Origin of the sequence: Alterotamlana spongicola, from assembly GCF_035818475.1 — a bacterium.
Classification (GTDB): domain Bacteria; phylum Bacteroidota; class Bacteroidia; order Flavobacteriales; family Flavobacteriaceae; genus Cognatitamlana.
Genome location: NZ_JAYMGV010000001.1, coordinates 1,470,953 through 1,491,092, shown reverse-complemented (window position 1 = coordinate 1,491,092; position 20,140 = coordinate 1,470,953). Strand labels below are relative to the sequence as shown.

Genomic DNA, 20,140 nt, shown 5'->3' with positions numbered 1-20,140 from the left:
GTATTTAGTACCCTAAGACCTTATCTTTTAAAAGTTGTTTTTCACTATTTGGTGATTTATACCAAACACTCAACTCACTACCGCCTGATGCTTCATGAAATTTTATAGTTATGGGGTGCCACCCCTTTTTTAATGCAACCATACCATCTCTTAAGATTGCTGCATGATTTCCACCATTATCAACAACTAACTTATCACCAATATAAAGTAAACTCCCATCGTCTGATTTGGTTGTAAACTCATATAAACCATCTTCTGCCGCTAAAAAGTACCCTTTAAAAACCATAGAAAGCTGGTCTTTATCTTCAAATCCTTTTAAATCTATATTACTAACGGCTTCCCATTTCGGGTTTTTAGGAAGTTTAATATCTTCTACAATTTTAAAAGCATCTAAGTCTAACCATCTATTTATTTTACCTATTTTGGGAGATACGTCTAAAGCTGTAATAAAGATTTGTTTTTCTATGGTCGCAGCCTTTATTTCACTTGATACATTACCTCTGTATGCAATTGTTTTAATGGTTGCATTTTCTTTAACGTGAATGGGACCAGTATATTTAGGAGACGTTTTGGATGGTGTACTTCCATCTAATGTGTAATGAATACTCATATCCTCTAAAGGAGCTTCCAAAGTTATTACTGCTTCGTCTATAAAACCAATTTTGTTCGGTAATCCATTTACAGAAGGAATATAGTATGTGATATTTAAACTATCTAAACGCTGATATTGCATCTCCATGCGTTGCAAAAAATTATCGTAACCCTTATTTGTTTTGCCAGTCCAACCAGATTCCGCTAAAGCTAACATTCTAGGAAATGCCTGATATTGTAGACGTTGAAAATTAGGAATGTACTCTGACCATAAATTGGCTTGTACGCCAAGTATTTGTTTAGTTTGAGCTTCTGTAAAGTCTTCGGGAACGGGTTCGTATTTATATACTTTTTCAAGAGGTGTTGCTTCGTTCTTAAAATCGAAATAATATTCAAAATCGGGTGTTATAATAATGTCTGAACCATTATCGGCCGCTATATAGCGTGCTTTAGGAGCCCAGTTTCGCCACCACATGACTGTGGCGTCTTTTGTTAATCCGCCTTCAACAATTTCATCCCACCCTAAAAGACGCTTTCCTTTAGAGTTTAAGAACTTTTCAATGTTTTTATTAAAAAAGGACTGTAGTTCATGCTCATCTTTTAAATTATTGTCTTTTATCGCTTTTTGGCAATGAGAGCATACTTTCCAAGAGGCAATGTTTACTTCGTCTCCACCAATATGAATGTAATCTGAAGGAAATAAATTTACAACTTCTGCTAAAATATCTTTAGCAAATTCATAAGAAGTCTGTTTTCCTAAACAGGCAGGTTGTGAAAAGTGATCGCCCCATCCGGATTCACCAGTACATGATAAGAACGGGTAATTATCGATAGCCGATTTAAAATGCCCTGGCATATCTATTTCAGGGATTACCTCTATATGCAAGTTAGCAGCATAATTAACAATATCTTTTATTTGCTCTTGAGTAAAGAACCCGCCATACATTTTCTTACCATCGCGTTGATGAAAATGTTGTTTATCTATAGTATACATGGGGTTAATCTTAGCCAAACGATTACATTCTTTATCGTGGCTACTTTCCGTTCTCCATGCTCCTTTTTCAGTAAGTAACGGGTATTTTTTAATTTCTATGCGCCAACCTTGGTCGTCGGTAAGATGCATGTGAAACTTGTTAAGCTTATAGAGTGCCATATAATCTAAAAAAGTCTTAACTTCTTCTAGACTGAAAAAATGTCGGCTAAAATCCATATGCATGCCTCTCCATGAGAATCTAGGACTATCCTTGATTATAGTACAAGGCACCATCCATTCTTTAATGTTACTTGTTGACGTTTCTATTCCTGAAGGCAATAATTGTCTCAGTGTTTGTACTCCATAAAAAGCTCCTGCACCTTCACGAGATTTTATAACGATTTTATTAGGCGTTATATTAAGCAGGTAAGCTTCAGCTTCTAATTCAGTATCTAAAACAAATTCTATTTGTGCTTTGACTCCTTTTTCAGCTATTTTAAATTCGTAGCCAGTAGCTTTATTAAACAAATCGATTAAAAATTGAGCCGATTTAAGTTGTGAGCTATCCTGTACTGAAATGATGGTGCTTGATTTAAAAGCAAAACTTTGATGCTTTAAGGCCAATTCCATAGGTTTTGGAACCACTGAAACCTCTGCTTCTGTAAATGTTTTTGTTTTTTGTGTACAACTAACAATAATCAATAAAAATGCTAGTTTGCATAAAAATGTATGTTTCATGTTTTTTTGATTATTCTAAAACTTTTGCATAGTTAATCCCTAAGGTGTCCCAATACTTCTGTATTTTTTTAAGAGCTTGTTTAAAGCTTTTATAATCTTTATTTTCTAATGTTGTCCATCCAACTTCTGCAAATGCCGCAATCCTAGGAAATGTTTGCCTTTCAACATCTTTGCTTGTAGGTGTCCATTCGCTCCACATTTGGCAACCTAAACCATAAATATTGTTGTGATATTTCTTCTCCAGGCCTTTTGGAATTGGATTAAAACCATAAGCCTTTTCTAAACTAATATTCTTATACCCATAATCTAGATATGTATTACTATGTAATGAATTTACAATACCGTAACCTTTTTCAGCTGCTTGAGTTGCTAAATCTAAATTTCCTTTCCAAAAATGTACAACTACATTTTTAGCCAACTCTGTTTCAGCTTCCTGGTCATGTTTTTTTTCTTCAACACCTTTATGAATGTTAATTCCCATAATTTCATTCCATCCCATCATACGCCTGCCATTAGCTTCTATAAATTTTGAGATATCATTTGTAAAAGCAATTTGTAAATCGGCAGGTGTTTTAATACCGTGCTCTTTCATGTATTTTTGAACATGCTTTGCATCTTCCCACGATTTATAACTCACTTCGTCTCCACCTATATGAATAACTTTAGAAGGAAACAACTCAAATATCTCGGTTAAAACATCTTTAATAAATTGAACAACTTCTGGTTTAGTTACATCATAATTATCATAATGTCTACCAAATTTAACAGGAACATCAATATCTTTTCCTGCAGTTCCCAACCAAGTATAAGAAGCTATTGCCGCACTAGAATGCCCTGGCATTTCAAATTCTGGAACTATAGTAATATTCCTTTCTTCTGCATATGCCACAATATTTTTTATTTGTTCTTGGGTATAAAAACCGCCATGTGCCTTACCTGAAGTTTTACCGCTTTTCCAGGTTTCAATTTCACTATCTGTTCGAAATGCACCAACTTTAGTTAATAAAGGATATTTCTTTATTTCCATACGCCATCCGGCATCATCTGTTAAATGCCAATGAAATACATTCATTTTTAACATTGCCATTTGGTCCAACATTTGCTTTACAAATTTTTCTCCGTGAAAATATCGCGACTCATCCAACATATATGCTCTCCATTTAAAACGAGGCTTATCTTTAATATTAGCTGTAGGTATTAAGTATTTCGTTTCATTTTTTTCTTCTGAAATTTCTTTTGAAAGTAGTTGCTTTATCGTTTGGACACCATAGAAGAAACCTCCATACCCATTAGCACTAACTGTTATTTGTTTTGGAACAATATTTAAATCATACGCTTCATCATTAAGAGAAGTGTCTAATTTAAATACAATATCTGCAGCTTCTTTATCGGTTTTCTGAAGATTTATTTTTATTGAATCTTTAATAGATGTGATAAAATAATCGCTTCCCTTTTTAGCTTCTTTAGTGTCACCATATACAGTCATATCATCCTCTAATAAAAATGAAAATTTACCTAAAGCTACTGAAGTTGGTTGAGGAAGTATTGTTATTTCTGACTCTGAGAATGTCTTATTTTTTTCATTACAACTACTTAATAAAATAACGACAAAGATTAAACGATAAATTGCTTGCATGTTTTTAAGATTAAAATTGAATAAAATATTAGTGTGCTCGAACACAAATTTAATGTTATTTTTAAATTTTTATCATATTATCTTGTATATAAATAATATTGATTGTTAAAGATATAAGGATGTATACATTGCTAACCACAAATTTATTAGCCTTTGTAATACTATTTTATGATAATAATAATTTTCAAAAAGGATATTTTTTGTATTATATGAACAAAGTAAAACTCGCTTAATTTATATAACCCGGTGATATTAAACCGATTCCAATAATGTTTTGGATTGAAAGATAGTATCTCTTTAGACTAACTACATTTTTTGTCTAAACACAACAATTAGTCTTGATCCGTAAAAATTGTTAATGCTGACAAATTTAACATTTGAGTTAATGGCAAAAAAAAGAGTCACAATTTCTTGTGACCCTAATTAATTATTATGAGTGAATAAACGCTAATAATTCTATGATAAGTCTTCAATAGTAGCTTTGGGAGCATTAGTTTTTACAGAGGCAATTCCATTCTCCATTGCACTAGTAGATGAATACATTTCACTAGTTCCTATTACTTGATTATTGCCTGCTTTTAGGTTAAAATATGGGCTTCCTCCTTTAGATTCCAAACGCTCATACCTTGAATCATCTCCTGAGTTTTTTCTAACAGATTCAATACCATTATTACAGCCAGATTTAGCCGCATAGCCTTCACTTGCTAGGATTGTCTGTCCATTACCTGCTTTTAATCTAAATCTAAATTCTTCTCTTTTGTCTTTGTAAATTTCAAATTTTGCCATCTTGAAAGGGTTTTAAAAATTAAGTATAACAATAAGACACAAGGAATAAAAAAAGTCACATATTATAGAAGAACAAAACCTCCCTAAAACAAAAAAGCATCCCAATTTTCTTCACAGAAAAAAGGAAAGCTTTCCATTGGAAATGCTAAACAAAATTTAGCATAACTACATCACGCCTAAGGCGTGAACAACACAACATCTTGCTATTGCCAAAAAAAGCTCCAATTCCTTAGAGCTTTTCTTTTGCAATTTTTGCGGTCTGGACGGCATCTCGTTTTACACATAACTCATTATACAAACAACTCCTTAATTCAATTTTCATCTAAAAATTATCAATTAACCTTTTTATTTTCCACAACTCTCTTCATAAAACAACACAATTTTCTTTGTTTCATGTTTAGGAATTTCATTATTATTAACCTTCTCTATTAATTCTGGACAATCAATAAAATAGTCTCTAACTCTCTTCTTAATACCCCTCTGTCCTGCCCCATAAATATAACCCATGTTATAAGCAATATTATCTTCTGTTCTTTTCACATATTTTTCTCCATATGAATCAACAGTAGTGCTTAAACCTATGGCTCCTCCTTGATAAAGAAGTTCATAAACATTATAAAGCTGAATTTTATCTCCTATATAATCTATTCTACCCAGTTTCTTTTCAATCTTTTTTGAATTCAAGTATTTTTTAGCGTCAATAACTTTAAATTTTATTGAATCAATGCCATCATACATAATGACATTTTCAATTTCCTCTAGCTTATATTTCTCTTTTGAGTTTGATGACTTTATTCTAGGTTTAATAGGGACTCCCAAATGTTGCATTTTCACCCAATACTCTCCTTGTTTAACACTTCCATCATTTAATGTAATCTTCATTTTTGTTTGCCCAAAAGTGCTAATAATAAAAGATAGGCTAACAAATAGTAAAATTAATTTTTTCATATAAAATGCTTTAAACTCAATAAAAACAGATAAAATATTAAGTAAATTAGTAACTTGTTAAGTTTGATACGAATCAAAGTTATTGATTAATGAAAAAAAACAATATTTACTATTACCTTAATTAATTTATCATTTTTAACTTTTACCAAAAAAGACTTTGATATTGGCTGAAATAAATAATTCTTCATTGTCAAATGATTTTCTATCCGAGGCCATAAACAAATCTAAATGCTGACTAAAACAAAAAAGCATCCCAATTTTCTTCACAGAAAAAAGGAAAGCTTTCCATTGGAAATGCTAAACAAAATTTAGCATAACTACATCACGCCTAAGGCGTGAACAACACAACATCTTGCTATTGCCAAAAAAAGCTCCAATTCCTTAGAGCTTTTCTTTTGCAATTTTTGCGGTCTGGACGGGACTCGAACCCGCGACCTTCGCCGTGACAGGGCGACATTCTAACCAACTGAACTACCAGACCGTTGCTTTATTGCGGTTGCAAATATACACGCCTTTTTTAATATCTCAAACCTTTTTTTAAGTTTTTTATATATTATTTTAATTAAGCAAATTTTTGGCGCTCTATCAGATAGGTGGTCAGGATGCTGTTAAAATCCTTATTGATATCAGCCTCTACATATTTTATTTTATACTGTGCACATTTTAAGCGCAATGCATTAAAATAATCCTCAACCGCCTTATTATAACCCTCCTTAATGGAGTCTGCATACAAATTCATATATGCTCCGGTCTCCACATCAACAAATCGTTTGGGCGTATTATCAAAATCAAAATTTAGCTCTCTGGCCCGGTCAAACACATGAAATAACACCACCTCATGCTTATTATATTTTAGGTGTCTGAGTGCTTCAAATAATTTTACGGCTTCTTCTGAAACCTGAAACATATCTGTAAATAAAAAGATCATGGACCGGCGGTGAATCTTTTCAGCAATCTCATGCAGGTATTTATAGGTTTCGGTTTGTTTACTTTCAGGTTTAGAAACCGCAGCCTCACTTAAACGGTTCAATAGCATTTGATGATGGCGTTCACTTCCTTTTTCCGGCGCATAATAGTCGTAATTATCACTATAAATACTAAGTCCAACAGCATCACGCTGTTTTTTTAAGATTTGCATTAAAGATGCCGCTGCCAATACTGAAAACCCAACCTTATTTAAGCTATCAATGGAAAACGAATTTTGTTCCGGGTAATGCATGGAACTACTATTATCTAAAATAATATGGCAGCGTAAATTGGTCTCATCATCATAGCGTTTGGTATACAGCTTATCTGTTTTTGCAAATAATTTCCAGTCTATATGACGGGTACTCTCACCCTGATTATAAATTTTATGTTCGGCAAACTCAGCAGAAAATCCGTGAAACGGACTCTTATGCATCCCGGCAATAAAACCTTCAACCACCTGTTTTGCAAGAAGTTCAAGGTTTTTAAAGCCTTCTGTTTTATTAAGCTCGTTCTGTAAGTTCATAAGTTAAAGTTAAATGACCTCCTTTATGGAGAGGCTTAATGCTTGACAATAAGAAATATGCTCCTTTACATGTTAAAGGATTATTTTATCAACAATACCATAAGCCACAGATTCTTCAGCACCCATCCAATGATCACGATTAAAGTCTTTCATTACTTTTTCAAAACTCTGACCACAATTATCAGCTAGAATCTTAGCACTCAATTCTTTGGTTTTCAAAATCTCCTTAGCTGTAATCTCAATATCACTGGCCTGGCCTCGTGCTCCACCACTGGGCTGATGGATCATAACTCTAGCGTGAGGTTGAATAAAACGCTTCCCTTTTGTACCTACAGAGAGTAAAATAGACCCCATAGATGCAGCCAATCCTGTACAAATTGTAGACACATCACTCTTTAAGGACTTGATACAATCATACATAGCAAAACCAGATGTAACATAACCACCGGGACTGTTAATGTATAAATGAATATCCTTGGTCTCAAGGGCATCTAAGTACAATAACCTGTCAATGACATGCTTTGCAGACTTATCATCTACCTGTCCCCATAAAAACACTTTACGTGCTTCAATTAATTTGCTATCAATAGCATCCTGTATTTTTAATTTACTCATGATCTTATAATTTTTAGCGCGTTTATGGTTGCAACAAATTAATACTAAAATAGAGTATTAACCGCTCAGGCTATACTCATATTAAATCAAATTCATTTTCGCTTCGTCTAAAATAAAAAAAGGTTTGCCATAACAGCAAACCTTTTCATTTTTCTTTTTCTATATTTTATTGCTTATAAAAGACCGTCAATAGCATCAGTATAAGCATTCTTAGGTGCTACACCTACCTGTCTGCCAACAACCTCTCCGTTTTGAAATACCAAAACAGTAGGGATGTTACGTACCCCGTATTTAGCTGCAAATTCCTGATTAGCATCAACATCAACCTTTCCAACTACAGCCTTACCATCATATTCATTACTAATTTGTTCAATGATAGGTCCAACCATTCTACATGGTCCACACCATGCTGCCCAAAAATCAACCAATACCGGTTTGTCACTTTTTAATACCGTTTCCTCAAACGTTGCATCTGTAATCTCTAATGCCATAATATTTATCTTTTAATCTGTTCTTAATTTATTTTAATTACACAAAATTAGTCAAAATATTTTCTAAAGCTTACAATCCTGCAATTTGTTTTCCTTATAGTAACATTACTAAGGATTATCCTTTAATTTTTATAGCGCATAAACCAGGCTATCCGCTATATCTTTTTTGTGTCCAACAAGTTAAATACCTCTTCAGGTATTGTCATACTACTAAATTCAGTCTATGCTTAATACATTATTACAACATGCACAAAAAAGGATGTCGCTTCTATCCTTTGCGCAAAGGCAGGCCAATAATCATATGTAAAACATAGAATAATCATTAAAATACATCTTACGCAACCAAAATGTTGCGTAATAAAAATATTTGTTTTATTTTAGCAACCATAAAGTTGCGTATTAATTAAAAACATATCACTATGAAAGATGTAATCAAAAAAGAAGTTCTGTTTAATCATACCATAGACACCGTATGGAATGCCATTTCAAAAGCAGAAGAAATATCAGCATGGTTTATTCAAGCAGATTTTAAAGCTGAAAAAGGATATAACTATACCTTTACTGCTGAACCTAATGAAAAAGGATGTACCATAATTAGCGGAGAGGTAAAGAATGCCAGTCCATACCTTTTGGTCTATACATGGGTAGTAGGAGATACCAAAACCGAAACCACAGTAAAATGGGAATTAGAATCTACACAAGAGGGCACTAAACTCATTTTAGAACATTCGGGTATCTCAAATTATGCAGGAGAAACGGCTATTGCCATGTTTGAAAGCTTTAATGGCGGTTGGGACAATTGTATTTCAGGATTGACCAGTTATTTAAAAGCAGAAGTGAATGCAGGATAAAATCACAAAGCTATTTAAAGCTATAGCAGATCCTACCAGGCGTGATATTTTTCACGCCCTGGTCATTGCTACCTCAGCCTTATCTATCACTCAAATTTCCAATCAATTTGAAATGACCAGGCAGGGAGTAACAAAGCATATCAAAACACTGGAAGATGCCGGTTTGGTACATATCAATACACAAGGACGTGAACGGTTTTGTAATGCCAATCCTAAAGCATTAAAGGAGGTCAATAAATGGCTAAAATTCTATGAACAATTCTGGGATGATAAACTTGGCCAATTAGGAAACTATCTGGATACCAAAGACTCATAAATAAGTGGCTTCATGAGCTACACGTTTAAAACAAAAACGCCATCAAATATTTGATGGCACTTTTCTTTTATATGCTTATCTTATTAGTGGTGCTTTCTTCTTTTACCTAATCTTATTTCGGTAACCGTACCATCCTCAGATGTTTTAGTAGCTACATTATCACAAGTACCATCTCCATAATCTAATACCGTAGTACCTTCTTCTCTGGTATATTCTTTGACTCCGGAAGCTATAAATCTACACTCGGCAGGTTTTACCAATGGTGTTGTTATAGTTACTGATCTACTGGCACCTTCTGCATTGGTATAAACCGAAGAGCCGGTTATGGTTTTTTCATCATCTCTACAAGTATCAGTATCTCCTCCGGCAGTGATTTCTACAGTTCTGGTTCCCTCTTTTGTTCTGGTTCCATTTTCAGTTTCAACCGTAATATTAACAGATCCTGTCATTTCAGGATTACCATTATCATTACTTAAAACAAACGTATAGGTTTTGGTTCCATTAATCACATAGCCATTAATAGTTAGGTTTTCAATAGTTACTGTTTTTTCTTTTCCAGTATCAGATACAGCCCTTACCTTAGTAATTGTACCAGAAATAACATTTCCAAACCAGTCTTCACAATCTCCCGAGAATGTTATTGTAGTTGTTATAACGCCATCTAATTCTTCAGATTCTATAGTAGCACATGCCTTAAAAAATTCAGAACGCCCGCGCTTTCCATGACCAGAGTCTTTGGCTGTAGACGATACTTTTGATGTAGAGCCACTTGAACTGATCGCTTCAATACCAAAAGTACTATCTGAATACACAACAATATCATCTAACACACCTTCTACCTCTTCTATTACAGCATCAACAGCAACGGGATCACTTTCAAGGAGGTTTAATTCATCGGTATCTGTACGTTCTGTCTCACAGGCAAAAAACGTAATGGCTATTAAAAGCACTAAACTATTAATCTTTCTCATAACAACTTTTTTTATTAATTTATATAGATATAACAAGTTACTGCTAAAAACTCCTACTCCTGATTATGTTAAATTTTGCTTTTTTATAAAAAGAATAGCGAAATATTTTTTTAGTTAGGATTCCTTACTATATTTGTATCATTAATAATCAAAAAAATAACATTATGAGCAAATCCATTTTTTATCACGCAGGATGTCCGGTATGTGTAAGTGCAGAGCACGACATTGTAGACTTAATAGGACTAGATCAGGTTGAGGTTGTTCACATTGGTGAAGACCAATCCAGGATTCCGGAAGCCGAAAATGCAGGCGTAAAATCCGTACCGGCTTTAGTAACACCAAACGGCCATGTATTACACATCAATTATGGTGCTTCAATGGAAGAGGTAAAAGCTTAATTTTATTTAAAATTGTTAGGAATCCTTATATAATAATTAAAACTAAAATCTATGAAAGTTTCAGTTTGGGATACATACGTAAGGCGAAAAGACAGTAAGTTGATGCACTTTGATATTTTAGTACCTAATGCGATCAATGATGAAAAAACCATCTTAGAATATGGCGAAACCTACTTAAAAGGTAAACCGTTTGAAACCGAACGCCTTAACACTAAAATATGTAATTTTTGCCATATTGAAGAGGCAACAGATGTGGTTAAACGTCAAATTGAAAACACAGGTTTTTCAATTATTGAAATGGAAAACTGCAATTAATTTAATTAGGATGACTAACTTTGTCCCGCTTAATGCGGGACTTTTTCTATGAGTGACAGTATCTTCAATCCTAAAAACCAGGAAACCGACCTATCTGGCAAAATTGTTGCCGGACTGGAACGCATTTCAGAAACCTTTAAGGTACTGCTTTGGGAAAAGGCAAAATTACTTGGGCTCAGCCCCATCCAAATACAAATACTCATTTTTATAAATTACCATAAGATTGCATTTTGTAATGTCAGTCATTTGGCTAAAGAGTTTAATGTCACCAAGCCTACTATTAGCGATGCTGTTCGTATTTTAAATAAAAAGGGGATGATAAAAAAAGTCTACTCCTCTTCAGACAGCAGACGCTATACCATCCAATTATCTGACTCTGGAAAACGCATTGTTTCTGAAACCGAAAACTTTGCGCAACCTTTAAAAAACCAGTTAACAGGCATTCATAATGACGATTTGGAACAAACCTTTAAAACACTAAGCCAATTAATTCACAAACTCAACAAAATAGGTATCTTAACAGTACAACGCACTTGTTATGCCTGTAAGTTCTACCAAAAGAAGAACAATCAACATTTCTGTAATTTACTGGAACAGGAGTTATTGGACAGCGATATACGTATTGATTGCCCAGAGTTTGCCGATATCAATTGAACAGGACAGGACTGTGTTTACAAAAGAACATTACTTACGCTAAACACTAAAAATAGAACTACTTAATTGCGTACAATCAGCTATAAATCAAATCATTTCTACCTTAGCCCTTAATTTAGCTTAAATCTAACATTTCTGGATTCTAGTTCACCTATAAGCTCTTGACATACTTTTACTTTTTGTCTCCTGCTGGGCATGGTAAGCTTCACTTTTTCCTTGGTATCATAGACCACAAAATTGAGTGCCTGATTTCCCGGATGTAAATGAATTAACGCCTTAAGCTCAACAATGTTCTGTTCACTTAAATCATTGATATCAACCTGGATGGATAATTTTTTGGCATATTGTTCCATAACATCATGGAGCAATTGAAAACTATTAAACTGTAATCTTGGATCGCTTCGTTTTCCGGTATCTTTATTCACCCATCCTTCACGCACAAAGGTCTTAACAAACACAAAGTTGTTTTTCATTAAAAAGTGCCTGAATTTTAAATACTCTTCCCCAAAGATCCTAAACTCATAACTGTCAAAATAATCTTCAATAGTAAATAACGCCCAACCTTTTCCCTGCTTACTTACACGGTGTTGCACATCAGTGACCACGCCACCAAATACCAATTCTCTGTTTACGTAAGGCTCCAAGGTATTGAACATACCAACCGTTGCATTACAGAATGTCTTCATTTCGGTTTTAAAATCATCCAACGGATGTCCTGAAATATAAACGCCTACCACTTCACGCTCTTTACTTAACTTTTCCATAGTCCCCCACTCTTCACATGGCGGCACCTGAGGTTCTGCTATCTGTACTTCACTGGCCTCTCCAAATAAGCTTACCTGAGCAGAGTTTTCATTTTCTTTATGTTTATGAGCGTACTTAATCGCTTTCTCTAAAAAAGTAATGCCATCCCCATCATCATGAAAATACTGTGCTCTATGTGTGTCTCCAAAACCATCAAACCCTCCTGCCAAAGCTAAATTTTCAAAAGCTTTTTTGTTGGCAGCCCGTAAATCAATACGTTTTGCCAGATCAAAAATAGATTTATAGGCACCGTCTTTTTTTCTATGCTCAACAATAGTCATTACCGCTCCATGGCCTACTCCTTTTATAGCGCCCATACCAAAACGTACCGCCCCATCTTTATTTACTGAAAACTTATAATAACTTTCGTTTACATCAGGCCCCAGTACATCCAGCTTCATACGCTTACATTCCTCCATAAAAAAGGTGACCTGCTTAATGTCGTTCATATTATTAGACAGTACAGCAGCCATATACTCCGCAGGATAATGTGCTTTTAAATAGGCCGTTTGGTAAGCAATCCACGCATAACATGTAGAATGCGATTTATTGAAGGCGTAACTTGCAAAAGCTTCCCAGTCTTTCCAAACTTTCTCCAGAATTTTAGCATCATGACCATTGGCACTGGCTTGCTCAATAAACTTAGGTTTCATTTTATCAAGTACCGCAATCTGCTTTTTCCCCATGGCCTTACGCAGTACATCGGCCTCACCTTTTGTAAAATCAGCAAGACTCTGAGATAATAACATCACCTGCTCCTGATACACTGTAATACCATAGGTTTCTTTGAGGTACTCCTCCATGGCAGGCAGGTCATACTCAATCTCTTCATCCCCGTGTTTTCTTCTAACAAAACTTGGAATATATTCCATTGGCCCGGGACGATACAACGCATTCATAGCTATTAAATCTTCAAATACCGTTGGCTTTAAATCCCTGAGGTGCTTTTGCATTCCGGGAGATTCGTATTGGAATACCCCTACTGTTTCTCCCCGTTGGAATAAAGCATAGGTTTCCTCATCATCTAATGGGAAGTTTTCCGGATCAAGCTGGATATCGTGTTTTGCCTTTACAATTTTAACCGTATCCTTAATTAAAGTCAGCGTTTTTAACCCTAAAAAGTCCATTTTTAATAATCCTGCAGACTCTACCACCGAATTATCAAACTGTGTGACATATAAATCAGAATCTTTTGCTGTAGACACGGGAACAAATTTGGTAATATCATCAGGGGTAATAATCACACCACAAGCATGTATTCCGGTATTACGCACAGAGCCTTCTAAAGTTTTGGCCAGATTTACAGTTTCGGCTTGCAAATCTGATCCGTCGGCTATATTTAAAAGTTCATTGACCTTTTCTAATTCTTCTGCTCTAAACTTTTGCCCCAGTGCTTTTTCATCCAAACCAAAAATCTTATTCAGCTTAGACATATTAGGGATCAGCTTGGCAATTCTGTCGGCATCAAATAAAGGAAGATCCAATACACGGGCTGTATCTCTAATAGACGATTTTGCAGCCATTGTCCCATAGGTAATGATCTGAGCCACCTGATTGGCACCATATTTTTCGATGACATAATCCATAACACGACTTCTGCCTTCATCATCAAAATCAATATCAATATCGGGCATACTAATACGGTCAGGGTTTAAAAAACGCTCAAAAAGTAAATCGTACTTTAAGGGATCTATATTGGTAATCCAAAGGCAATAAGCAGCAACAGACCCTGCTGCCGAACCCCGCCCGGGGCCTACAGACACATCCATATTTCTTGCTTCCCGAATAAAATCCTCAACAATTAAGAAGTATCCCGGATAGCCTGTATTTTCTATAACGCTTAACTCAAAATCAAGACGTTCTGTAACGTCTTCTGAAAGGGGGTCGCCATACCTTTTTTTGGCACCTTCATATACCAAATGCTTTAAATACGCATTTTCTCCACGCTTGCCGCCATCAACCAAATCTTCGTCATGCCTGAACCGCTCCGGAATATCAAAAGCCGGTAATAAAACGTCACGGGCCAACTGGAAAGCTTCTACCTTATCTACAATATCCTGTACATTTAATATGGCTTCCGGAACATCTTTAAACAAGTCTTTCATTTCATCTGAAGACTTAAAATAATACTCCTGATTTGGCAATCCATAACGGTAACCTCGTCCTCTACCTATTGGTGTGGCTTGTTTTTCACCATCTTTTACACATAATAAAATATCATGTGCATTAGCGTCTTCTTTATCCTGATAATAGGTATTATTGGAGGCAACCAGTTTAACATTATGTTTTTTAGCCAGTTTTATCAAAGTGGGATTTACACGGTTTTCATCCTCCTGATTATGGCGCATAAGCTCTACATACAGATCATCACCAAACTCATTTTTCCACCAGAGCAAAGCTTCCTCAGCCTGGTTTTCACCAATATTCAACACTTTACTCGGCACTTCCCCATACAGGTTTCCGGTCAATACAATAATATCTTCTTTATACTGTTGAATTAGCTTTTTGTCAATTCTCGGCAGGTAATAAAACCCATCAACAAACGCATGCGAGGATAGTTTTGCCAAATTGTGATAACCGTTTTTATTTTTGGCCAATAAAACTATTTGGTAACCATTATCTTTTCTTGACTTATCCAGATGATCTTCGCAAACAAAAAATTCGCAGCCCACTATGGGTTTGATCTCTTTTGCGGTAACGGCTTCTCCTGAGGCCAGGGCTGCTTCAACTTGAGCTTTAACTCCACTATTATGTTTATACACGGCATTTACAAAATGGAATGCCCCCATCATATTGGCATGGTCTGTTAAAGCTACAGCCGGCATATTGTATTTGGCCGCTGCCGAAACCAAGTCTGCCACACTCATAGTAGATTGCAATACCGAAAACTGAGAATGGTTATGTAAATGCACATAATCTGCATCGGCTAAATCAGAGACATTCTGTTGAATAGTTTCAGTAGAGATCTCAGATTCGGCTTTCTCTAAGCGTGCGCTGATTTTTGCACTTTCCTTTTTAAGGTTAATATGTTTTAACCCTATAAGTTGAACCGGTTCCGGGTTTTCTCTTTTGAAATTCTCAAAATAATCCGGTGCTACATCTAACTGTTCCTGAGTGTATTCGCCCAAACGTACCAATTCCAAAAAACAGCGGGTTGTAGCTTCTACATCGGCAGTGGCGTTATGGGCTTCAGCAAAGGGTGCATTAAATAAAAATTCATGCAATTCGGTAAGTGTAGGTAATTTAAATTTCCCTCCTCTTCCTCCGGGTATCCGGCATAAACTTGCGGTGTGCTCTGTACAGGTATCTAAAACAGGTAATTCCTGCAAGGAATTTTCAACACGGCCCCTCACAAATTCCGCACCCATAATGTTTAAATCAAACTTTACATTTTGTCCTACAACAAATTTAGTTTTACTTAAAACGCTATTGAATTTCTCTAAAACCTCAGCTAATGGCACACCCTGCTCTTGAGCCAATTCCGTAGAAATACCATGAATTTTTTCTGCATCATAGGGAATATTAAAGCCTTCCGGTTGCACCAAATAATCCTGGCTGTCTATACAGTTCCCCATGGCATCATGCAATTGCCATGCTATTTGTATACACCTTGGCCAGTTGTCAGTATCAGTAATAGGTGCATCCCATCGCTTTGGTAAACCCGTGGTTTCAGTATCAAAAATTAAGTACATTCAATAAGTTTATAGGTTGATCTGCGTATTCATTATCTCAAGAATAAAGAGCATATAAAAATAGGTAGAATTTATGCTTTTTTTTATTGAAGTTATAAAGAGTTGTAAACAAAAAATGTTTAATTAAAAAGCTCTATTTTTGAAATCATAAAAAATCGATTTCAATGAAATTCAAACTTCTGCTCTTAGTATTAGTATCTGTCTGTTTTAACCTCAAAGCCCAAACCATTCCAATGTATGTTGGGACTTATACCAATGGTGAAAGCGAAGGCATTTATAAACTGGATTTTAATACACGCACCGGAGCGCTTTCCAATTTACAACTGGCCGTTGCCACTCAAAACCCTTCCTTTATTGCTTTTTCTCCTGAAAAAAACTTTTTATATGCTGTTGGTGAAGGTGAAACCAGTGCCGTAAGCGCTTTTAAATTAAAAAAGGACGGTGCTTTAGATTTTTTAAATACGGTGAGCAGTAATGGCAAAGCGCCTTGCCATATCTTTATAAACACATCCGGCAATAAGGCAGTAGTTTCAAATTATACCGGAGGTACAATATCGCTTTATCAAATAAACAAAAACGGAAGTCTGGAAGAGGCCTCACAGGTTTTTGACCACAATACCGAAAATGAAAAATCACATGCACATTCTGCACAATTTTTTAAAGATGATTTGTTTGTAGCTGACTTGGGAAGAAATGCTGTTTATCAATATAAACTGAACAATAATAGCTATGAGCTAGCATCTGATGCCATAGTTAAAACAACAGGAAATCCGGGGCCGCGTCATTTTGTTCTAAGTCAAAACGGCAAGCACATTTATGTCATCAATGAGCATGGCAGTTCTGTAACCTCAATTAAAAGAACAGCTAAGCGCTTTAAGCAGATTGACCATGATAGCACTATGTCTGACGACTATAATGGAGAGAACAATTGCGCAGATATTCATCTGTCAAAAGATGAACGTTTCCTGTATGGCTCTAATCGGGGTGAAAACTCAATAGTAGTTTTTAAAAGAAATGTAAAGACGGGGAAACTGGATAAAATTCAGAATATGAGTGTTCATGGCAACTGGCCACGAAATTTCACTTTAGATCCAACTGGGAAATTTTTACTTGCCGCTAATCAAATAAGTGAAAACATTTCTGTTTTTAGTATAGATAACGCTACCGGCAAGCTCACTTTTTTACAGGATCTTAAAGTTCCTTCACCGGTTTGTTTATTATTTTGACAACAGGCTGATTATTATTGAAACTGATATTCCAATGGCATCCACTTTAATCGGGTAGTCGATGGTTTTTTAAACGCACCACAAGTCAAACCATTATTGAAGCACACCGCTATTAAAAAATGCCCGGATTTTGAAGTCATTTTATCAATATTAAATTCAAAAATACCGTTTTCATCAATCTTAGCAACATAACCTCTATCTCTATATAAGGGGCGAATAGATTTATTTCCTTTTAAGTGTCTTCTCTTATTTTTAGGGGCATCAATTAAAACAACACTATGATAAGGTAACTTTGTATTAATTCTGCCAGTTAATTTTGCAGTATTCTTTATACTATCACGGTTTATTTTTATATCGGTTAATACAAAATCAATAGTCTTAAAAGGTTTATAGTTTGTATGATTAAACACAGGGTGCTTCCATAGTATAGCTGCTGATAATTTAGATAAATATACCCGGTTATCTTCTGTATTATAATGTTGTTTGAAAGCCTTATTTGTAGGCCCCATAAGCGTATTTCCGTTTGGGTCTTTTTCTATAAATCCGGGAGCAGGGCCATTGTGCGGAAGCTGTAAAGCATGCCCTAACTCATGCAATAGGGCTTTTAATTTATGCTTGACAAAATATCCTGAGGATGCTAATGGTATGGTGTTATCAATTTTTTCATAGGCCTGGGGTAAATTCACAATAGCCGTTCCAAAGCTGACAGTTCCACCTCCATTAAATCCATATTTCACCTCGTTTGTAATGTTACTAAAAATCCACCAAACGGCATTATCATATGATGATTTTGGTTGATCAATACAATTATAGGCATGCTTCTTTTTATGTTTTACTTTTTCCAGCTCAACCATAGTTAATGGTGAGTTAGCTGTATAAATTTTTATGTCTCCGTCTTGGTCTAATTCAAAAATAGATTCATGCTTAGGCGGATACCCTTGTTTTGTCATTTCGGTAACATAAAAATGACGTGTGTAATCGGCAATTTCCCGTAACATTTTAACTGCAAAATCCGGAATTTCCCTATCCTTTGGATTAAGAATTACAATGTTCACCTTCATGGGTAAACTGTCACTATCCGGATTGCTCTCACCAAACATGTTTTCTGCCGAAGCACAATTTACAAACCCAAAACAAAATACAAACCATATAAAAATGAATACGGTCTTCTCCTTAAACTGAAACGCCATAGTTTTATTTACGATTTAAAAATCATTTTGATGTTTTAGACTTCCTTTTTTAAAAAAGGTTTATTCCTATATAAGAGTCAAAAACCAAAAATACAATCTATAAAATGACACTGTGCTGCTCCACAATTAATTAAATTAATTTGTCTTAATAAAAAGCATAGGGGATTCAAAAAAAATATGGTATATTTGCGCCCTTATTAATAACCGAGGTCGTGAACCTCAAATAATTAATCATTATGCCTGTAAAAATTAGATTACAAAGACATGGTAAAAAAGGGAAGCCTTTTTACTGGATTGTTGCAGCTGACGCAAGATCAAAAAGAGATGGTAAATACCTTGAAAAATTAGGTGTTTATAATCCAAACACAAACCCGGCAATAGTTGAATTAAATGTTGACGGTGCTGTGAAGTGGCTACAAAATGGTGCACAACCAACTGACACTGCTAAAAACCTTTTATCTTACAAAGGTGCCTTGCTTAAAAATCACCTTGTTGGTGGTGTAGCAAAAGGTGCTTTAACAGAAGAGCAAGCTGAAGCTAAATTCTCAGCCTGGTTAGAGGAAAAAGCAAGTAAAGTTCAAGCTAAAGCTGAAGGTTTATCTCAAGCTGAAGCTAAAGCTAAAGCTGATGCATTAGCCGCTGAAAAAGCTGTTAACGACGCTAGAATAGCTGCTGCTGCGCCTGTAGTAGAAGAAGCTGAAGAAGCTCCGGCTGCTGAAGCAGAAGCTTCAAACGAAGAAGAATAAAAAACTATATTTTTTATACTTTTAAACTCCGGTAATTTTTATCGGAGTTTTTTATTCCAATAATTCCGGAACATACCGCAACATAATCCTATTTATAAAGATCCTGAAAACAAGTTCAGGACGGCAAAAAAACATTGGTCATGAAAAAAGAAGATTGTTTTTATCTGGGCAAGATTGTTAAAAAGTATAGCTTTAAGGGTGAAGTGTTAGCCAAATTGGATACAGATCAACCTGAATTATATGAGCATCTAGATGCTATTTTTTTAGAATTACGCAATAATCTGGTTCCGTTTTTTGTTGAACATTCCCAGCTTCACAAATCTGAACTTCTCAGGTTAAAATTTGAAGATGTGGACACTGAAGCTGATGCCGATGCTATAATGAAAAGCGGTTTATATTTACCTTTAGACCTGCTGCCAAAACTTGAAGGCAACAAATTCTATTTTCATGAAGTTATAGGGTTTTCTGTTGAAGACATCAATTATGGCAACGTTGGAGTAATAACGGCTATAAACGACTCAACGGCCCAATCTCTTTTTGAAATTGACAGGAATGGTACAGAGGTCTTAATCCCTATGAATGATGAGTTTATCATTAACGTGGATAGAGATAATAAAAAAATAGTTGTAGAAACACCCGAGGGTTTAATTGACCTATATTTATAAAAACAAAAGGCTAGTCCAAAGACCAGCCTCATTCAACAACTA

General features: G+C 35.1%; 18 protein-coding genes and 1 tRNA gene. 8 read left to right on the top strand and 11 right to left on the bottom strand.

Annotation, left to right across the window (positions count from 1 at the left end; all coding sequences use genetic code 11):
* Positions 1 to 4 precede the first annotated feature (4 nt).
* The 8 genes from VOI54_RS06560 to trxA form a co-directional block, all read right to left on the bottom strand.
* Positions 5 to 2,302, bottom strand: a complete 2,298-nt coding sequence (locus VOI54_RS06560) for a family 20 glycosylhydrolase (protein WP_326281924.1) — start codon at positions 2,300 to 2,302, stop codon at positions 5 to 7.
* Between the two features lie 10 nt (positions 2,303 to 2,312).
* Complete coding sequence (locus VOI54_RS06555; protein WP_326281923.1) at positions 2,313 to 3,938, bottom strand: beta-N-acetylhexosaminidase; 1,626 nt, start codon at positions 3,936 to 3,938, stop codon at positions 2,313 to 2,315.
* Positions 3,939 to 4,394: 456 nt separating this feature from the next.
* Entirely contained in the window at positions 4,395 to 4,724 is a 330-nt protein-coding gene (locus VOI54_RS06550) for a YegP family protein (RefSeq protein ID WP_326281922.1), read from the bottom strand.
* Between the two features lie 345 nt (positions 4,725 to 5,069).
* Positions 5,070 to 5,672 carry a hypothetical protein gene (locus VOI54_RS06545; protein ID WP_326281921.1) on the bottom strand — a complete coding sequence of 201 codons (603 nt, stop codon included), beginning with the start codon at positions 5,670 to 5,672 and terminating at the stop codon, positions 5,070 to 5,072.
* Positions 5,673 to 6,079: 407 nt separating this feature from the next.
* A tRNA-Asp gene (locus VOI54_RS06540) sits at positions 6,080 to 6,153 on the bottom strand.
* An 81-nt stretch (positions 6,154 to 6,234) separates the two neighbouring features.
* Positions 6,235 to 7,164, bottom strand: a complete 930-nt coding sequence (locus VOI54_RS06535) for a DUF58 domain-containing protein (protein WP_326281920.1) — start codon at positions 7,162 to 7,164, stop codon at positions 6,235 to 6,237.
* 72 nt (positions 7,165 to 7,236) lie between these two features.
* Entirely contained in the window at positions 7,237 to 7,779 is a 543-nt protein-coding gene (locus VOI54_RS06530) for a ClpP family protease (protein ID WP_326281919.1), read from the bottom strand.
* Positions 7,780 to 7,952: 173 nt separating this feature from the next.
* Entirely contained in the window at positions 7,953 to 8,270 is a 318-nt protein-coding gene (gene trxA / locus VOI54_RS06525; protein ID WP_326281918.1) for a thioredoxin, read from the bottom strand.
* A gap of 419 nt (positions 8,271 to 8,689) precedes the next feature.
* Here trxA and VOI54_RS06520 point away from each other — a divergent pair, with 419 nt between their 5' ends.
* Positions 8,690 to 9,121, top strand: a complete 432-nt coding sequence (locus tag VOI54_RS06520) for an SRPBCC family protein (protein WP_326281917.1) — start codon at positions 8,690 to 8,692, stop codon at positions 9,119 to 9,121.
* A complete protein-coding gene (locus VOI54_RS06515) occupies positions 9,111 to 9,437 on the top strand; it encodes an ArsR/SmtB family transcription factor (RefSeq protein WP_326281916.1) in 327 nt (108 codons plus the stop codon). Before VOI54_RS06520 ends, VOI54_RS06515 begins: the two co-directional genes overlap by 11 nt.
* Before the next feature lie 83 nt (positions 9,438 to 9,520).
* Here the strand turns inward: VOI54_RS06515 and VOI54_RS06510 are convergent, their stop codons facing one another.
* Positions 9,521 to 10,408 carry a hypothetical protein gene (locus tag VOI54_RS06510; protein WP_326281915.1) on the bottom strand — a complete coding sequence of 296 codons (888 nt, stop codon included), beginning with the start codon at positions 10,406 to 10,408 and terminating at the stop codon, positions 9,521 to 9,523.
* 164 nt (positions 10,409 to 10,572) lie between these two features.
* Between VOI54_RS06510 and VOI54_RS06505 the strand changes: the two genes are divergently transcribed.
* Genes VOI54_RS06505 through VOI54_RS06495 form a run of 3 tightly spaced genes read left to right on the top strand, consistent with a single transcriptional unit; the run spans position 10,573 to position 11,775 of the window.
* Positions 10,573 to 10,806, top strand: coding sequence for a thioredoxin family protein (locus tag VOI54_RS06505; RefSeq protein ID WP_326281914.1), 234 nt, complete (start codon positions 10,573 to 10,575; stop codon positions 10,804 to 10,806).
* A 51-nt stretch (positions 10,807 to 10,857) separates the two neighbouring features.
* Entirely contained in the window at positions 10,858 to 11,121 is a 264-nt protein-coding gene (locus VOI54_RS06500; protein WP_326281913.1) for a DUF2024 family protein, read from the top strand.
* Positions 11,122 to 11,169: 48 nt separating this feature from the next.
* Positions 11,170 to 11,775, top strand: coding sequence for a MarR family winged helix-turn-helix transcriptional regulator (locus VOI54_RS06495; protein WP_326281912.1), 606 nt, complete (start codon positions 11,170 to 11,172; stop codon positions 11,773 to 11,775).
* Positions 11,776 to 11,885: 110 nt separating this feature from the next.
* Here VOI54_RS06495 and dnaE read toward each other — a convergent pair whose 3' ends face one another.
* Complete coding sequence (dnaE, locus tag VOI54_RS06490; RefSeq protein ID WP_326281911.1) at positions 11,886 to 16,271, bottom strand: DNA polymerase III subunit alpha; 4,386 nt, start codon at positions 16,269 to 16,271, stop codon at positions 11,886 to 11,888.
* Positions 16,272 to 16,435: 164 nt separating this feature from the next.
* Between dnaE and VOI54_RS06485 the strand changes: the two genes are divergently transcribed.
* On the top strand, positions 16,436 to 17,497 hold the full coding sequence (locus tag VOI54_RS06485; protein WP_326281910.1) for a lactonase family protein: 1,062 nt from the start codon (positions 16,436 to 16,438) through the stop codon (positions 17,495 to 17,497).
* Between the two features lie 14 nt (positions 17,498 to 17,511).
* Here the strand turns inward: VOI54_RS06485 and VOI54_RS06480 are convergent, their stop codons facing one another.
* Entirely contained in the window at positions 17,512 to 18,687 is a 1,176-nt protein-coding gene (locus VOI54_RS06480; protein ID WP_326281909.1) for a hypothetical protein, read from the bottom strand.
* Between the two features lie 236 nt (positions 18,688 to 18,923).
* Between VOI54_RS06480 and VOI54_RS06475 the strand changes: the two genes are divergently transcribed.
* Positions 18,924 to 19,433 carry a 30S ribosomal protein S16 gene (locus VOI54_RS06475; protein ID WP_326281908.1) on the top strand — a complete coding sequence of 170 codons (510 nt, stop codon included), beginning with the start codon at positions 18,924 to 18,926 and terminating at the stop codon, positions 19,431 to 19,433.
* Between the two features lie 140 nt (positions 19,434 to 19,573).
* Positions 19,574 to 20,098, top strand: coding sequence for a ribosome maturation factor RimM (rimM, locus tag VOI54_RS06470; protein WP_326281907.1), 525 nt, complete (start codon positions 19,574 to 19,576; stop codon positions 20,096 to 20,098).
* The last annotated feature ends 42 nt before the right edge of the window (positions 20,099 to 20,140 follow it).

Bases quoted from the DNA above. Each gene is read 5' to 3' on its own strand.
- VOI54_RS06560 (WP_326281924.1), bottom strand. From the start codon at position 2,302: ATGAAACATACATTTTTATGCAAACTAGCATTTTTATTGATTATTGTT.
- VOI54_RS06555 (WP_326281923.1), bottom strand. From the start codon at position 3,938: ATGCAAGCAATTTATCGTTTAATCTTTGTCGTTATTTTATTAAGTAGT.
- VOI54_RS06550 (WP_326281922.1), bottom strand. From the start codon at position 4,724: ATGGCAAAATTTGAAATTTACAAAGACAAAAGAGAAGAATTTAGATTT.
- VOI54_RS06545 (WP_326281921.1), bottom strand. From the start codon at position 5,672: ATGAAAAAATTAATTTTACTATTTGTTAGCCTATCTTTTATTATTAGC.
- VOI54_RS06535 (WP_326281920.1), bottom strand. From the start codon at position 7,164: ATGAACTTACAGAACGAGCTTAATAAAACAGAAGGCTTTAAAAACCTT.
- VOI54_RS06530 (WP_326281919.1), bottom strand. From the start codon at position 7,779: ATGAGTAAATTAAAAATACAGGATGCTATTGATAGCAAATTAATTGAA.
- trxA (WP_326281918.1), bottom strand. From the start codon at position 8,270: ATGGCATTAGAGATTACAGATGCAACGTTTGAGGAAACGGTATTAAAA.
- VOI54_RS06520 (WP_326281917.1), top strand. From the start codon at position 8,690: ATGAAAGATGTAATCAAAAAAGAAGTTCTGTTTAATCATACCATAGAC.
- VOI54_RS06515 (WP_326281916.1), top strand. From the start codon at position 9,111: ATGCAGGATAAAATCACAAAGCTATTTAAAGCTATAGCAGATCCTACC.
- VOI54_RS06510 (WP_326281915.1), bottom strand. From the start codon at position 10,408: ATGAGAAAGATTAATAGTTTAGTGCTTTTAATAGCCATTACGTTTTTT.
- VOI54_RS06505 (WP_326281914.1), top strand. From the start codon at position 10,573: ATGAGCAAATCCATTTTTTATCACGCAGGATGTCCGGTATGTGTAAGT.
- VOI54_RS06500 (WP_326281913.1), top strand. From the start codon at position 10,858: ATGAAAGTTTCAGTTTGGGATACATACGTAAGGCGAAAAGACAGTAAG.
- VOI54_RS06495 (WP_326281912.1), top strand. From the start codon at position 11,170: ATGAGTGACAGTATCTTCAATCCTAAAAACCAGGAAACCGACCTATCT.
- dnaE (WP_326281911.1), bottom strand. From the start codon at position 16,271: ATGTACTTAATTTTTGATACTGAAACCACGGGTTTACCAAAGCGATGG.
- VOI54_RS06485 (WP_326281910.1), top strand. From the start codon at position 16,436: ATGAAATTCAAACTTCTGCTCTTAGTATTAGTATCTGTCTGTTTTAAC.
- VOI54_RS06480 (WP_326281909.1), bottom strand. From the start codon at position 18,687: ATGGCGTTTCAGTTTAAGGAGAAGACCGTATTCATTTTTATATGGTTT.
- VOI54_RS06475 (WP_326281908.1), top strand. From the start codon at position 18,924: ATGCCTGTAAAAATTAGATTACAAAGACATGGTAAAAAAGGGAAGCCT.
- rimM (WP_326281907.1), top strand. From the start codon at position 19,574: ATGAAAAAAGAAGATTGTTTTTATCTGGGCAAGATTGTTAAAAAGTAT.